Origin of the sequence: Brevibacterium zhoupengii (genome assembly GCF_021117425.1) — a bacterium.
GTDB lineage: Bacteria > Actinomycetota > Actinomycetes > Actinomycetales > Brevibacteriaceae > Brevibacterium > Brevibacterium zhoupengii.
This window is the reverse complement of sequence record NZ_CP088298.1, coordinates 358222-372713: the sequence shown is the minus strand read 5'-3', so window position 1 is coordinate 372713 and position 14492 is coordinate 358222. Positions and strand designations below refer to the sequence as shown.

Annotated in this window: 15 protein-coding genes; 10 read left to right on the top strand and 5 right to left on the bottom strand. The window is 62.5% G+C overall.

All coding sequences use genetic code 11. The annotated features are described in order from the left end of the window. Positions 1-38: 38 nt before the first annotated feature. Together LQ788_RS01700 and LQ788_RS01695 are read right to left on the bottom strand one after the other, a co-directional pair. On the bottom strand, positions 39-1757 hold the full coding sequence (locus LQ788_RS01700) for a FumA C-terminus/TtdB family hydratase beta subunit (RefSeq protein ID WP_231444660.1): 1719 nt from the start codon (positions 1755-1757) through the stop codon (positions 39-41). A 5-nt stretch (positions 1758-1762) separates the two neighbouring features. Further along, a complete protein-coding gene (locus tag LQ788_RS01695; protein WP_231444658.1) occupies positions 1763-2950 on the bottom strand; it encodes a CaiB/BaiF CoA transferase family protein in 1188 nt (395 codons plus the stop codon). A gap of 154 nt (positions 2951-3104) precedes the next feature. Between LQ788_RS01695 and LQ788_RS01690 the strand changes: the two genes are divergently transcribed. After that, on the top strand, positions 3105-3785 hold the full coding sequence (locus LQ788_RS01690) for a GntR family transcriptional regulator (RefSeq protein WP_231444656.1): 681 nt from the start codon (positions 3105-3107) through the stop codon (positions 3783-3785). A 68-nt stretch (positions 3786-3853) separates the two neighbouring features. Here the strand turns inward: LQ788_RS01690 and LQ788_RS01685 are convergent, their stop codons facing one another. After that, positions 3854-4471 (bottom strand): hypothetical protein, encoded by a 618-nt coding sequence (locus LQ788_RS01685; RefSeq protein ID WP_231444654.1) that lies wholly within the window; start codon positions 4469-4471, stop codon positions 3854-3856. Between the two features lie 31 nt (positions 4472-4502). Next, the gene (locus LQ788_RS01680; protein WP_231444652.1) at positions 4503-4934 is read right to left on the bottom strand and encodes an Ohr family peroxiredoxin; all 432 of its coding nucleotides are present in this window, start codon (positions 4932-4934) and stop codon (positions 4503-4505) included. 145 nt (positions 4935-5079) lie between these two features. On the opposite strand from LQ788_RS01680, the gene LQ788_RS01675 reads away from it, so the two are divergent. The 6 genes from LQ788_RS01675 to LQ788_RS01650 all read left to right on the top strand — a co-directional run bounded on the left by LQ788_RS01675 (position 5080) and on the right by LQ788_RS01650 (position 11591). After that, complete coding sequence (locus tag LQ788_RS01675; RefSeq protein ID WP_231444650.1) at positions 5080-5673, top strand: TetR/AcrR family transcriptional regulator; 594 nt, start codon at positions 5080-5082, stop codon at positions 5671-5673. Between the two features lie 293 nt (positions 5674-5966). Beyond that, the gene (locus tag LQ788_RS01670) at positions 5967-7010 is read left to right on the top strand and encodes a TRAP transporter substrate-binding protein (protein WP_231444648.1); all 1044 of its coding nucleotides are present in this window, start codon (positions 5967-5969) and stop codon (positions 7008-7010) included. Positions 7011-7012: 2 nt separating this feature from the next. Continuing rightward, positions 7013-7645: a TRAP transporter small permease gene (locus tag LQ788_RS01665; protein ID WP_231447526.1), complete on the top strand. Its 633-nt coding sequence runs from the start codon at positions 7013-7015 to the stop codon at positions 7643-7645. After that, positions 7645-8931, top strand: a complete 1287-nt coding sequence (locus LQ788_RS01660) for a TRAP transporter large permease (protein ID WP_231444646.1) — start codon at positions 7645-7647, stop codon at positions 8929-8931. The genes LQ788_RS01665 and LQ788_RS01660 overlap by 1 nt, the downstream gene beginning before the upstream one ends. 291 nt (positions 8932-9222) lie before the next feature. Then, complete coding sequence (locus LQ788_RS01655) at positions 9223-10566, top strand: hemolysin family protein (RefSeq protein ID WP_231444644.1); 1344 nt, start codon at positions 9223-9225, stop codon at positions 10564-10566. Beyond that, positions 10563-11591: a CNNM domain-containing protein gene (locus LQ788_RS01650; protein ID WP_231444642.1), complete on the top strand. Its 1029-nt coding sequence runs from the start codon at positions 10563-10565 to the stop codon at positions 11589-11591. The genes LQ788_RS01655 and LQ788_RS01650 overlap by 4 nt, the downstream gene beginning before the upstream one ends. A gap of 27 nt (positions 11592-11618) precedes the next feature. On the opposite strand, the gene LQ788_RS01645 is transcribed toward LQ788_RS01650, so the two are convergent. Further along, entirely contained in the window at positions 11619-12182 is a 564-nt protein-coding gene (locus LQ788_RS01645) for a dihydrofolate reductase family protein (protein ID WP_231444640.1), read from the bottom strand. A 166-nt stretch (positions 12183-12348) separates the two neighbouring features. Here LQ788_RS01645 and LQ788_RS01640 point away from each other — a divergent pair, with 166 nt between their 5' ends. The 3 genes from LQ788_RS01640 to LQ788_RS01630 all read left to right on the top strand — a co-directional run bounded on the left by LQ788_RS01640 (position 12349) and on the right by LQ788_RS01630 (position 14486). Then, positions 12349-12849 carry a GNAT family N-acetyltransferase gene (locus tag LQ788_RS01640; RefSeq protein WP_317207058.1) on the top strand — a complete coding sequence of 167 codons (501 nt, stop codon included), beginning with the start codon at positions 12349-12351 and terminating at the stop codon, positions 12847-12849. A gap of 183 nt (positions 12850-13032) precedes the next feature. Then, a complete protein-coding gene (locus LQ788_RS01635) occupies positions 13033-13467 on the top strand; it encodes a MerR family transcriptional regulator (protein WP_231444638.1) in 435 nt (144 codons plus the stop codon). Beyond that, positions 13464-14486, top strand: coding sequence for an aldo/keto reductase (locus LQ788_RS01630; RefSeq protein WP_231444636.1), 1023 nt, complete (start codon positions 13464-13466; stop codon positions 14484-14486). The genes LQ788_RS01635 and LQ788_RS01630 overlap by 4 nt, the downstream gene beginning before the upstream one ends. Positions 14487-14492 lie beyond the last annotated feature (6 nt).

Here is a 14492-nt window from a genome sequence, read left to right as displayed (position 1 = left end):
GCCCGGCGTGGCCGTGTTCGTGGTGGCCCGTGCCTGGTTCAGTCCAGGCGGGCGCCGTCCTTGGCTGTGCGTGTGCGTCCGAGTCCGATCGTGGTCTCGGGTCCGGTGGTGTCGAAGAAGTCGTGGCCCTTGTCGTCGGTGATGATGAAGGCCGGGAAGTCCTCGACTGTGATTCGCCAGACGGCTTCCATGCCGAGGTCTTCCATGTCGAGGACCTCGACGGAGGTGATGCAGTCCTGGGCCAGACGGGCCGCGGGGCCGCCGATGGAGCCTAAGTAGAAGCCACCGAATTCCGCGCAGGAGTCTTTGACCTGTTTGGAGCGGTTGCCCTTGGCGAGCATGATCATCGATCCGCCGGCTTGCTGGAACTGCCGGACGTAGGTGTCCATCCGTGAGGCGGTGGTCGGGCCGAAGGATCCCGAGGGCATTCCCTCGGGTGTCTTCGCCGGTCCCGCGTAGTAGATCGGGTGATCCTTGAAGTAGTCGGGAAGCTGCCCGCCCTCGTTGAGGCGCTGTCGCAGGTTGGCGTGGACGATGTCGCGGGCGACGATCACGGTGCCCGTCAGCGAGAGTCTGTCGCCGACTGCCAGCTGGCTCAGCTGGGACTGGAGCTGCGGCATGGGACAGTCGAGGTCTACCTCGGTGACGTTGCCTGATTCGATCTCTTCGACCCGACCCATGGAGGGCAGGAACCGTGCGGGATCGTGTTCGAGTTCCTCGATGAAGACGCCGTCTGAGTTGATGCGGGCGATGATCTGCCGATCGGCCGAGCAGCTGACGGCAATCGCGATCGGCAGTGACCCGTTGTGGCGGGGCAGCCTGACGACGCGTACGTCGTGGCAGAAGTACTTGCCGCCGAATTGGGCGCCGAATCCGAGTGTCTGGGTGAGTTTGAACACCGTGTCTTCGAAGTTCGTGTCGCGGAACCCGTGGCCAAGTGTCGCGTCACCGGTGGTGGGCAGATCGTCGAGGTAGTGGGCGCTGGCGAGCTTCGCGGTCTTGAGCGTGAACTCCGCCGAGGGTCCGCCGATGACCACGGCGAGGTGGTAGGGCGGGCAGGCCGCGGTGCCCAGGGTAGAGATCTTCTCGGCGAGGAATTCGAGCATCGAGTCCTCGTTGAGCACGGCCTTCGTCTCCTGGTAGAGGAAGGACTTGTTCGCACTTCCACCACCCTTGGCCATAAAAAGCAGTTCGTAGTCATCGTCCGGGCTCAAGCCCACCTCGATCTGGGCCGGCAGGTTCGTTCCGGTGTTCTTCTCCTCGAAGAGACTGACCGGGGCCAGCTGGGAGTAGCGGAGGTTGAGTTCCTCATAGGCCCGGTGGATTCCGGCTGAGAGATGTTTGGCGTCGTCACCATCGGTGAGCACATTGGGTCCGCGTTTTGCGGAGACGATCGCGGTGCCTGTGTCCTGACACATGGGCAAGATCTCCCCGGCGGAGACCGAGGCGTTCTGCAGCAGGTCGAGGGCGACGAAGACGTCGTTGGCGCTGGCTTCCGGGTCGTCGATGATCGCACGCAGACTGGCCAGGTGATCGGTGCGTAGGTAGTGGGAGACCTCTTTGAACGCAACCTCGGCGAGGTCGGTGAGCGTCGAGGGCGCCACCTGCAGAAATGACCTCGACTGGCCGGCCACCTCGGCGTGCACCGTTTCGACTCCGCCGATGTCGAGTTGCCGCATGGCCGGGCCATCACCGTGCGTGGGCAGCAGCGGAGTGTAGGCGACGGCAGGCGTTGCGGGTGCAGATTGATCGGCCATGGTGATCAGATGGCTCCTTCACGATGGAGTTCGGCGACCTTCTCCGGGCTGAATCCCAGATCGCCGAGGATGGTGTCCGTATGTTCCCCGACGTCGGGAATCGGGTCCATCCGTGGTTCGACCCCGGACATCTCAACCGGGGGCAGCAGCATCGAGATCGGTCCGACCGGGGATCCGACGTCCTGCCAGCGGTCACGTTCGACCAGTTGAGGATGTTCGGCGATCTCGGTCATGTCCCGCTGCCTCGAGTGTGCAACCTTGGCGGTTTTAAGGAGTTCATCGCACCGTTCACCGGTGAGGTCAGCGAAGACCGACTCGATGATGGTCTGCAGTTCGTCGCGGTGGGCGTAGCGGTGGGCGGCCCGGTCGAAGCGTTCGTCGGTGACCATGTCTTCGCGGCCCAGGACCTGGGTTGCGAAGCTCTTCCATTCGCGTTCGTTCTGGATCGCGAGCATGATCTGGGTGCCGTCGCCGCAGGTGAAGGCCCCGTAGGGTGCGATGGCCGCGTGGGAGGTTCCGGCTCTGGTGGGGCGAGTGCCGCCGCCCTTGGTGAAATAGAGGGGGTAGCCCATCCATTCGACGAGGGAGTCGAAGAGGCTGATCTGGAGTGTGGCTCCCTGTCCGGTCCGTTCGCGGTTGAACAGTGCGGTCAGGATTCCGGAATAGGTGTACATGCCGGCCGAGATGTCCGCCGTTGAGATTCCCGTCTTCGCGGGATGGTCCTCGGTCCCTGTCACGGAGACCAAACCTGCTTCGGCCTGCACAAGTGCATCGTATGCCTTGGCATCCTTGTACGGCCCGTCTGGTCCGTATCCGGAGATGGAGGCATAGATGAGTCGCTCGTTCATGCCGCGCAGCTCTTCGGCACCGAAACCCAAGCGCTCGGCAGCTCCGGGGGCGAAGTTCTGGATGAACACATCGGCCTCGGCGATGAGGTCCTTCAGTATTGCTTTGCCTTCAGGGTTTTTGAGGTCGAGGCTCAGGCTCTCCTTGTTGCGGTTGATCCACACGAAGTGACTCGACATGCCGTTGACGGTGGTGTCGTAGCCGCGGGCGAAGTCTCCGGTTCCGGGGCGCTCGATCTTGATCACGCGTGCACCCAGGTCGGCGAGCTGCCGAGAGGCAAACGGTGCCGCCACGGCCTGCTCGCAGCTGATGACGGTGATCCCGGACAACGGAAGTTCAGCGTGCAAGGGGCCTCCACAACAAGATTTCATAAGCTTTCCCCGACAGAATACATCATTGTCTGAATCATGCATTATTCATGCTGAAACCTTGCAGCGGGATACACTTCACGAAGCGAAGACAATTGACGAGGGACAACGAGCGGCGACGGAAGGCTGTGGAGTGGATCAGGAATCAGCATCGACGAAGCGGGACAAGATCGTCCTGGGCTTGCGTCGGAAGATCCTCGGACGCGAACTCGAACGCGGTGAGCGACTGCGTCAGGACGAGGTCGCCGAATGGTTCAAGGCCTCAATCACTCCCGTCCGCGAGGCCCTGCGCATCCTCGAATCCGAAGGCCTCGTCTCCTCAGAGGCTCACCGCGGTGTCCGCGTGGCCGGTGTCGACATCGACCGCCTCAAATCCCTCTTCATCACCCGGAAGCTGACCGAGACCTTCGCCATCGCCCGTGCCACGACACGCATCTCCCGCCACGAGCTGCGCCAGGCCGAGAAGCTCCTCGAAGCCCTGGATTCCGCCAGCGAAGAGGGCGACGCCATGGGCCGCAACACCCGCAACGAGGAATTCCACTTCTTCTTCTACGATCGGTGCGGACTGCCCGCCCTGCGCGATGACATCGCAACCCGGTGGCGGGCCTTCCCCTGGGATCTCACCCTCGACAGCTCGGACCGACTCAACCAGGTCCACAGCGAACACCAGGCCATCGTCGACGCCGTCAAACGCATCGATCCGGACGCAGCGGCGACCCACCTCGGCGATCACATCACCAATGGATTCCTGCGCCTGGCCGAATCAACCACGGGAGCACCGGTCTCCGACCCCTTCGACTTCGACACGGACTGAACCGCCGACACCCACCTCACCGACGATCACGGTCAGGTCGTGGTCGACCGTAATGTTCTGCCCGAAACTCAGGCACTCTGCTTCTTCAACTTCGAGTTCAGGCGGACGGCCGAGACGAGGAAGAAGATCGCGCCGAGGCCTGCATATCCGGCCGCGCCTGAAATCATTCCGTTGCCCTGGAGCCCCTGAAGCAGGAAGCCTGCACCGGCGAACACGGAGATGCCGCCCGAGAGCATCTGTGCCACTTGGCCGCCGTTGCGGCGGTTGCGGATCGCTGTGATCAACTGTGGGATGCCGACGACGATGGCCCACACGCCCCAGACCGCCAGAGCTGCGGGGATCGCGATCGAGGATGAGATGCCGAGGGCAATTGCGATGGCGACGCTGATAACAACGTTGAGCCACTCGGCGACTTCCGAGCGTTGCTTATCAGGGTCTGCGCGCAGCTGCCATAGCACCGCACCGGCGTCGAAGATGGGGTAGATGACGAGGAGGACCGTCAGCAGTGGGCTCGGTTCGGTTATCTTCGCAGCGGTCGCGAACATGATGCCCACCCACACGGCGGCGAAGATGAAGCGGATGAAGTACAGCTTGCGAAGCGTACGGCCGTACGTCAGCGCGGTGGCTGATTGCTCGGAGGTGGGGTGATCGGAGGTGGATGGCGATGTGGCGGGTTGCGTAGTCATTGTTCTGCTCCTGGTGTATTCGTGAGGTCGCTCAGGCGACGGTTGTGGTGAGGTCAACGGGGAGGTTGCCGCGGGTGGCAACCGAGTAGGGGCACACCTGGTGAGCTGCGGCGACGAGCGCCTCGGCGGCCTCCTGGGTGATGCCGCCTCCGATGTGCACGCGGATCGCTGCGTTGAGGGCGAGTCCGCCTTCATCGGTCTTCGTGATCCAGACATCTGCCGTGACGGTGGAGTCGGTGACAGGTGTCTTCTGTTGTGCTGCGACCATCTTCAGGCCTGAGTGGAAGCACGATGCCCAGCCGGCGGCGAAGAGCTGCTCGGGGTTGGTCGCGCCACCGGGGCCGCCCATCGACTTGGGTATGGCCAGGGTCAGGTCGAGCAGTCCATCGTCGGTGACTGCACGGCCTCCGGCGCGGCCCTCCCCGGTCGAGGTGGCGGTGGTGGTGTAGAGCGTGGCGGACATGCGGTGTCTCCTTCTGGTGGTGGTTGAGGATGCGGTGGCGGTGCAGCGGTGCGAACTATGTAGAGTTACTAGTTCGTCTACTTCAATAATGTAGACTACTTCGTATACCCAGCGCAAGCAGTTCAGGAAAATTCGGAGAGATCTCATGCCGCAGAAGACGTCAGCAGGTACCCAGACCAGGTCGGGCCCCGCCACTCGTGATCGCATACTTCAGGCCGCGAACGAACTGTTCTACGCACACGGAATCCGCGGGACGAGCGCCGATCGTGTCATTGCGCAGGTGGGCATCACGAAGGTCACCTTCTACCGCCACTTCCCCACGAAGAGCGACCTCGTCGTCGCCTACCTGCAGCAGCAGGCGGACGGAGAACGCGCATGGTTCACTTCGATGCGTCAGGTTGGCGACGCCCAGGGCTCCTTGCGGGCGATCGCCTCAGGTGTCGGCAAGGCTAGCTGCAGCCCAGGATTTCGCGGCTGCGCGTTCATCAACGCCGCAGCAGAGTTCGCAGATCCCGAAGATCCGGTCCGCGCGGTCATCAATGAGCACCGACAGTGGATGCTCGAAGAGTTCGCCAACATTGCTGCCGAGGCGAAGGTCGCGGATGCCGATATGACGGCTCGGCAACTCATGATCCTGCGCGATGGAGCGATGGTCAACGGCTACCTCGGCGAGTCAGCCTCAGTCACGGTGTCGCTTTCCGCTGGATTCGACTCGGTGATCGCTGCAGCAATCCACTGAACCACGCGCGGCAGCCAATAGGACACCCTCCACCCAGAGGACAGTGCGCCCGAAAACCCCGAGGATCCTCCTCACATCAGCGATGGATTCCCACATCTCAAGAAATAATGCATTCTTTGACAGATAATATTGGAAAATGTCAGAGTCTCGTCTAAGCTCAAATGGTTTGGCTCCGAAGGTGACCCACCACACGACCAAGGCACGTTGCCGTGCATGGGTGCAGCAAACTGCGATGTCTGCTCTCGTCGCTTCGGAGACTGACATGACACTGGTCTCGATTACTGGAGCTGACGATGACGTCGATACGACGACCCAGGTGGAAACCGCTGGTTGCCTGCCTGTCGATCTGCCTGCTGGCCCTGAGCGGGTGCAATCCCGCGCGCAGCGGCAAGCAGGAGAAGTTCGAACTGCGCTTCGCCCATGTGACTTCGACAAGTACGCCGAAGGGACTGGCCGCCGACTTCTTCGCGAAGCAGATCGAAGAGAAGTCCGATGGTCGCATCCAGGTCGAGGTGTTCCCGAACTCGGAACTCTACGGCGACAAGGACGAGATGCAGGCGCTGCAGTCCAACGCCGTGCAGATGCTCGCCCCGGCGAGCGCGAAGTTCACGACGATCGCGCCGAGTCTGCAGGTCCTCGACCTGCCGTTCATCTTCGATCACCCGGATGAGATCCCGGAGATCGTCAGCCCCGACACCGAGATTGGCAAGGCCATCTACGCCAACCCCGACCTCGAGGCCAATGGGTTGAAGGTCCTGGGCCTATGGGATTCGGGCATGAAGCAGATCCATTCGAACAATGCGACGCTGAACCCTGACGATATGAAGGGCAAGAAGTACCGCATCCAGCCCTCCGATGTGCTGCGCACTCAGTTCGAGACCTGGGGTGGAATTCCCTCTCCCTTGGCCTTCGCCGAGGTCTACAACGGTCTCCAGCAGGGGCTCATCGACGGTGGTGAGAACACGTACTCGAACATCGAGTCGCAGAAGATGCACACCGTCCAGAAGTACGTCACCGAGCTCAACCACGGCTACATCGGCTACATCCTCACCGTGAACAAGCGCTGGTATGACGAACTGCCCGATGACCTGCAGGCCGTCGTCGACGAATCTGCCGATGAGGCCTCCGAGTTCAACCGCAAGGAAGCACAGAAGGTCAACGCGGAATCCAAGCGGCTCATTGAGGAGTCCGGGGGCACGAAGATCGTGGTGCCCACGAAGGAGGAGCGTCAGTCGTTCAAGGACATGGTCGTGCCTTCCGAGTACGAGAAGTACAGCGATGTCATCGGACCAGAGGTCGTCGACGAGCTCCTGCGACGTGACAAGGAACGTGAGTGACGATGAAGACCTTCGACAAATATCTGAGCCGGGTCGAGAACTTCCTGGCCGGCGCCAGTCTCATCGGCGCCACAGCACTCGCGGTCTTCGCCGTGCTCCTGCGCAACATCACAGGAGACGTGCTCTTCTGGTCCGAAGAGGCCATCATCTACCTCATCATCTGCTCGACCTTCTTCGGAGCGGTCGTGACCCTGCGCCACAACGAACACGTGGCCGTGGACATCATGCCGACACTGCTCAAGGGCAAGAAGAAGAAATTCTTCGTCGTCCTCGGCGGCATGATGACCCTCATCTACGCAGGCTTCATCGCCTACCTGTCCTGGGCTCTGATCAGCGAACCATTCTCGCGGACGACGATCACTCCGGCGCTCAAGCTGCCGCTGTGGGTCGTCGAACTCTCGCTGGCGATCGGCATGACGCTGTTCTTCATCCGCGCCGCCGAAATGCTCATCCGTGCGGTGAAGACACCACCGGAGGCACTCGACAAGGACGTGTTCGCCGAAGAGGCCGCAGCCGTCGGCATCGACGTGAAGGATGTCGCCATCGATGACGATCCGTCCACGACGCCGAACAACCGTACGACCGGGGACGACAGCCTCGGCGATGACGACGACACGAAGGAAGGGGATCGCTGATGCTCGAAGCAACATTCGTTCTCATTGCAGTCCTCATTCTGCTGCTCGTCACCTCGGCGCCCATTGCGGTGGCCCTGGGCTTGACCAGCCTCGTCTACTTCTACTACTTCACACTCATCCCGATGACCCAGGTCTCGGAACGGCTCTTCAACGCCTTGAACTCGTTCCCGCTGATGGCGATACCGTTCTTCATCCTCGCGGCCAACATCATGTCCCGCGGTGGAATCTCGCGGCGACTGACCGACTTCGGTGCCGCCATGGTCGGCCACCTGCGCGGCGGCATGGCGATCACCACGGTGCTCGCGTGCATGTTCTTCGCCGCGGTCTCCGGTTCCTCACCTGCCACGGTTGTGGCCGTCGGTGCACTGATGATCCCGGCCATGATCAAGAACGGATACCCGAAGGAATTCTCCACGGGACTCGTGGCCACCTCGGGGTCCTTGGGCATCCTCATCCCACCATCGATCCCGCTCATCGTCTTCGGCATCGCCACCGAGCAGAACATCGGTGACCTGTTCCTCGCCGGCATCTTGCCGGGCGTCCTCGCCGGCGTCATGCTGCTGGGCATGGCCGTATTCGTGGCCTGGAAGAAGGGCTACGGCCACGCCGGAGCCGGCTTCAAACTCTCCACCGCGGACAAGCTCAAGGCCTTCCGGGATGCGATCCTGGCCCTGGCACTGCCGTTCCTGGTCCTCGGTGGAATCTACTCCGGCTGGTTCACCCCCACCGAGGCGGCGGCCGTCGCGGTCGCCTACTCCCTGGTGGTGTCCCTGCTCATCTACCGCGAGATCAAAATCTCGCAGCTGTGGGAAGTCACGCTGTCATCGGTGAAGACCTCCGCGATGGTCATGTTCATCATCGCCAACGGCATCCTCTTCACCTTCGTCCTCGCCAGTGAGCGGATCCCAGGGTCGATCTCGGAGACGATCACAAATTGGGACCTGCAGCCCTGGCAGTTCCTCATCCTCGTCAACATCCTGCTGCTGTTCGTGGGCTGCGTGATGGAGACGTCCTCGGCGATCCTCATCCTCGCCCCGATCCTGCTGCCGATCGCGATGGAGCTCGGCATCGACCCGATCCACTTCGGAATCATCGTCGTGATGAACCTGGAGATCGGCATGATCACGCCGCCGCTGGGACTCAACCTGTTCGTGGCCTCCGGCATGTCGGGCATGAGTGTGATGAGCGTGGCCAAGGCCGCCATCCCGAGCGCGCTGGTGCTGCTGGCGGCGTTGATGCTGGTGACCTTCGTGCCGTTCTTCGCGACGGCGTTCGTGGGGTCGTAGCGCCCGAGGCCGTAGGGTCCGAGGAAGATCGATCACTTTTGGTGCAGGTGGACAGTTTGCGGACTGGTCCCCTGCACCAAAAGTGTTCAGTGGTCATGGAAGCGTTGCGGAGACCGCCTGCCCTTCGCAACGCCTACCCACAGCGCGTTGCCAGCTTTCACCTGGATAATCGTAGTCAGCCGCCTACATGCAGACTTCCGGAAGGACCATGGACGACTATCGAAGTCCCGGCTGGGACATCATTGGCAGTATCAATTCTTTGCAACACCCCGCGCGGGCAGGTGAACGTCGTTGACCTGGGTTCTCTCGCTCCTCATCGGCCTGCTCGTCGTCCTCCTCATCACAGTGGCCACCGGCTACTTCGTGGCTCAGGAATTCGCCTATATGGCCGTCGACCGTTCGCGACTTGCCGCCCGGTCAGCCGCCGGTGACAAAGCCGCCGAGCGCGCCCAATCGATCACTCGCCGCACCTCCTTCATGCTCTCTGGCGCCCAGCTGGGCATCACGGTCACCGGGCTGCTGGTCGGCTATGTCGCCGAGCCCCTTATCGGCACGGCCGTCGGCGAGGCCCTCGGCGGGACATCGATCCCCACAGGCACCGCAATTGCCATCGGCACCGTGCTCGCCCTGGTCGTGGCGACGATCATCCAGATGGTCTTCGGCGAACTTTTCCCGAAGAACCTCGCGATCGCCCGCCCCGAGCCGCTGGCAATCTGGCTGGCGCGGTCGACTGCGATCTACCTCGCCGTCTTCGGCTGGCTCATCACGATCTTCGACAAGGCATCGAACGCTCTGCTGAAGGTCCTCGGGATCGAACCCGTCCACGATGTCGACCACTCCGCGACTCGTCGCGATCTCAAGCACATCGTCGCCGACTCCCGCCAGAGCGGAGATCTCGTCGACGAGGATTCCCTCATCCTCGACCGCATCCTCGACTTCCCACAGCAGAGCGTCTCCCACGCCACTGTGCCCCGTTCACGCGTCGATGTCATCAGCGAGGACACATCGCTTCACCAGGTGCGAACCCTCATGCAGACCGGTCATTCCCGGTACCCGGTGCTCAACGCAGCCGAGGAGGTTGTGGGCACGATCGATCTCCTCGACGTTCTCTCCGCCGCCGATGATGACGAGCTGCGCCGGCTCCTCAAGGCACCGGTCTTCGTTCCCGAGTCTCTGCCGCTTCCCGACGCCGTGCGCACTCTGACCGAAGGTCGGGCCCAGATGGGCTGCGTCGTCGATGAGTACGGCGGCTTCTCCGGCATCATTACGGTGGAGGACCTCGGCGAGGAGCTTGTCGGTGACATCGTCGACGAACACGATGATGCGATCGAGGAGATCGTCTCCGCTGATGACGGCACCTGGACGGCTCCCGGGGCGATCCCCCTCGACGAGCTGGAACGGACTCTGCAACGCGAACTGCCGGCTACGTCGGCGCATACGCTTTCGGGTCTCGTCATCGAACATGCCAAGGGCTTCCCCGCCGTCGGCGATCGAATCGAGATCTCCTTGCCGATCGACCCCGCCGAACTCGCAGACACCGAGTCGCCGAGTCCCGTCCTGCTCACCGTCGATGTCCTCGAGGTGGCCTCCCACGTGCCCTCCTTGCTGCGAATCGGAATCGAGGTTCAGCGATGAGCAACCCTTGGGTCATCGTCACCCTGACCATTCTCATCATCGGCCTCAGCGCCTTCTTTGTCGCCGTCGAGTTCGCCCTCATCGCCGCCAAACGCCACCGGCTGGAAGACGCGGCGGCCGACAGCCGTTCGGCCCGTGCCGCGCTGCGCAGCTCCACCGAGCTCTCCGTCCTCCTCGCCGGTTCTCAGTTGGGCATCACAGCGTGCACCCTGGCGTTGGGCGCAATCACGAAACCTGCGGTTCATCACTGGATCACCCCGGTCGCCGAGGCTGTGGGCCTGCCACTCTGGATCGCTGACCTCACCGGCTTTGTTCTTGCGCTCATCATCGTCACTTTCCTCCACCTCGTCGTCGGTGAAATGGCACCGAAGTCGTGGGCTGTCGCGCACCCAGAACGGTCTGCGATCATGCTCGCCCTGCCGATGCGGGCATTCATGTTCCTCACTCGTCCTCTGCTCCAGGTGCTCAACAACGCGGCCAACGCCTGCCTGCGGATCGTCGGCGTCGAACCTGTTGACGAGGTCGATCAGGGCCACACCTCGGACGATCTGCGGGAGCTGCTGCGGCATTCGGCACAGGCCGGCACCCTTGAGCAGGAGTCCTCGGACGCGCTGCTCGGTGCTCTCGAACTCACTCAGCTCAGCCTCGGCGAGCTCGTAGCCGAACGTGAGAAGCCGACTGCTGTCGGACCGGGAGCGACGGCGGGGGAGGTGCGAAGAGCTTCACATCGCGATCGTCACCGGCGCATCCTCGTGCACACCACGGGAGGGCAGCCGCCGACCCACGTGGTCCACGTCCGCGATGTCCTCAGCCTCGATGAGGGAGCTTCCGTTACCGAGCTGGCGCGCCCGGTCGAGGCGCTGCCGGCAAGCATGACCGTCGTCCACGCGTTCGGTGCGATGAAGGCCGCTGGCACTCAGTTGGCATTGGTCGATCGTGCCAATGGCAGCCATGCCGTGGTCACGGTCACCGACGTGCTCACCTACCTGCTCTCGGCCGGCAGTGTCGACGGTCGCCGGTCATAAGGGAGATACGATCTCGGCCAACACGGCCTACTGAGACGAGCGAGGTGTTGGTCCATCTAGGACGCGGTAGGTGGTCTGAACCATCCCGCCGTCGAGGACCGTGGTTCGAACATGTTCGAGGTCCACATCTCCGCCCAGCGACCCAAACAGTGATGGCCCATCGCCGATGAGTACAGGGACTTGGGAGAGTGTGAGCTCGTCGATCAGTTTCGCGGCTAGGAACCACCGGACGGTCTCCCCACCGTCGACGTAGACGCGCCAGCGACCATCTCGCTGCAGAGCGTCGATGGCGGCCTCGGCCGAGCGGTGCACGGTGATTCGAGAGTCTGCGTCTGCGGCGAGGGTCGTGCTGATCACGTGGATCGGGCGATCGAGATAGGGCCAGTCGTCGTAGGAGGCGATAGCCTCATAGGTCCGACGCCCCATCACCACCGCGTCAATCGACTCCACGAACGGCGTGAAACCCGCATCGCCCGCGGCTGCGCCACGGCTGGTCAGCCACTCCAGGTCCCCATCCGGCCGCGCGATGCGGCCGTCGACACTCAACCCTAGGAAGACAAAGGCACGAAGAGACTGCTGCGACTCGGACATAGGACCAAGATTATCTCGCGCTCGTAACGACTAGCAATGAAAAATCGACGGCACTTCGACCAACCTGACCACGACGTGCGATCCCCAGCAGGTCATTGCCTCGAGTCACTTCGTCTCCGCTGTCGGCCTGGGCGTCGATCCACTTCGGATCTGCCACCATTGGACAATGATGCAAACTGCACCACAGATCGTTGCCTATCAACCGTCATATCGAAGTGCGCTGCTTGACCTGTCCATCCGCGCGTGGGAACCAGTCTTCCCTCAGCTGAAGGACGACGTTCCTGGCTTTGTCTATGAATCCTTCTATCCTCGGGGCTGGAGGGAGCGCCAGTTTGAGGATCTTGCCACGACCCTTGACGAGGAGCCCAGTCATGTCGACGTCGCTCTTATCCAGACGTCTCCGGTGGGGTGGGTATGTACGCGGCTACACCCTGAGGACCGAATGGGTGAGGTCTACGTCCTTGCAGTTGACCCTGGATTCCAACAGCGAGGCGTTGGCCACGCGTTGCTCGAGCACTCAATCGACCGGATACGCAGAGCAGGCATGAACATGGTCATGGTGGAGACAGGTGACGACCGCGGGCACGCCCCGGCAAGGTCAGCATATGAGTCAGTTGGTTTTGAACGTTGGCCGGTGGCCAGGTACTTCAAGAATTTGGACACATGAGCGGAGGAGCCCCATCTGCTTGAGAATCTTCACCGGACTCTTGACTTCGAGTGCACTCTAAGTCGTAGCGTTACTTCCATGGCACAGCAAAGCGCCAATACAGCGACACCGTCCTCGAGCCCCACCGCTCCTACTAGTTCTGCCCCAACTCGTCCGAGCCGGGACCCCCGAATCCGGCGAGCATTGTCGACCGAGTACGGCAGCGAACTGTCCATCTCCGAAGTATGCGAACTCCTCGGCATCACCGCACACACCGCCCGCTACTACGAACGCGCCGGGCTCATCGAGGTGCCGCGAAGCCAGTCGGACCACAGAACCTATGATCAGGCGACTGTCGAACGCCTCGACTTCCTTGTTCGCATGCGCACATCCGGCATGGGCATCAGCGAGCTCCGTCGCTATGTCGACCTCGTCCGCGCTGGTGAAGCGACCACCGAGCAACGTCTGCAGATCATGCTCGACCAACGTGAGCGCATCGTGTCCCAGCTTCACGAATTGGAACTGGCCCTCCTCACGACCGACTACAAGATCGCCAAGTACGGCGGGGCTCCCAATGACAACCACACAACGGCAAACACTTCACCGAACTCCCACCACACTGAAGGAGATCCATCATGACGACCACCCACCTCGGCGACCTCGCAGTTTCCCCCATCGGCTTCGGCTGCATGGCCCTGTCCCACGTCTACGGCGGCACCACCGATGACTCCGCCCGCGCCACATTGAGCGCAGCCGTCGACGCCGGCATCACCTTCCTCGACACCTCCGACGTCTACGGCAAACCTCGCGAGGGCGCCACAGGACCGGCCGGAACCAACGAGGAGATGCTCGCACCGTTCCTGGCCAAGCGTCGTGACGAGGTTCAGTTGGCTACGAAGTTCGGCATCACCGCGCCCAGAGATGGAACGGATGCTTCGACCAAACGCACGGATGGACGACCGGAGTATGCTCGCTCAGCCTGCGATGCTTCGCTGCGCCGACTCGGCGTGGACACGATCGACCTCTACTACCATCACCGTCCGGATCCCGATGTGCCGATCGAGGAGACCGTCGGTGCCATGGCCGAGCTTGTCGAAGCCGGGAAGATCCGCCACATCGGCCTCTCGGAGGTCACATCCGAAGAGTTGCGGCGAGCCCACGCTACCCATCCGATCGCTGCGCTCCAGTCGGAGTGGAGCCTATGGTCACGCGATGTCGAGGACCACGTCGTGCCCGCCTGCGCCGAGCTCGGCGTCGGGTTCGTGCCGTACAGTCCCCTGGGTCGCGGCTTCCTCACCGGCACCCTGACCAAGGAGCAGGTCGCCGGCGACTTCCGCGGCGGCACTTCCCGCATGGGCGAGGCGTGGAATGCCAATCAGAAGATCGTCGATATCGTCGCCGAGGTGGCTCGACGTCACGACGCCACCAACGCTCAGGTCGCACTGGCCTGGCTCCTCCACCGCGCGGACCAGATGGGTGTCTCCGCCGTTCCAATCCCCGGCTCGCGCAAACCCGAGCGTGCGCTGGAGAACCTTGGGGCCGTGGATCTGCGTCTCGACGCCGATGACATGACTCAGCTCGATTCCATCCGGTCATTGGTCGAGGGCAGCCGTAACATCGTCAACAATCCGACGTGGATCAGCTCCGGGAGGGAGTAGTGCCAG

Excerpts from the sequence above, each read along its gene's own strand:
- LQ788_RS01700 (WP_231444660.1), bottom strand. The coding sequence starts at position 1,757 with ATGGCCGATCAATCTGCACCCGCAACGCCTGCCGTCGCCTACACTCCG.
- LQ788_RS01685 (WP_231444654.1), bottom strand. The coding sequence starts at position 4,471 with ATGACTACGCAACCCGCCACATCGCCATCCACCTCCGATCACCCCACC.
- LQ788_RS01680 (WP_231444652.1), bottom strand. The coding sequence starts at position 4,934 with ATGTCCGCCACGCTCTACACCACCACCGCCACCTCGACCGGGGAGGGC.
- LQ788_RS01675 (WP_231444650.1), top strand. The coding sequence starts at position 5,080 with ATGCCGCAGAAGACGTCAGCAGGTACCCAGACCAGGTCGGGCCCCGCC.
- LQ788_RS01670 (WP_231444648.1), top strand. The coding sequence starts at position 5,967 with ATGACGTCGATACGACGACCCAGGTGGAAACCGCTGGTTGCCTGCCTG.
- LQ788_RS01665 (WP_231447526.1), top strand. The coding sequence starts at position 7,013 with ATGAAGACCTTCGACAAATATCTGAGCCGGGTCGAGAACTTCCTGGCC.
- LQ788_RS01660 (WP_231444646.1), top strand. The coding sequence starts at position 7,645 with ATGCTCGAAGCAACATTCGTTCTCATTGCAGTCCTCATTCTGCTGCTC.
- LQ788_RS01650 (WP_231444642.1), top strand. The coding sequence starts at position 10,563 with ATGAGCAACCCTTGGGTCATCGTCACCCTGACCATTCTCATCATCGGC.
- LQ788_RS01645 (WP_231444640.1), bottom strand. The coding sequence starts at position 12,182 with ATGTCCGAGTCGCAGCAGTCTCTTCGTGCCTTTGTCTTCCTAGGGTTG.
- LQ788_RS01640 (WP_317207058.1), top strand. The coding sequence starts at position 12,349 with ATGATGCAAACTGCACCACAGATCGTTGCCTATCAACCGTCATATCGA.
- LQ788_RS01630 (WP_231444636.1), top strand. The coding sequence starts at position 13,464 with ATGACGACCACCCACCTCGGCGACCTCGCAGTTTCCCCCATCGGCTTC.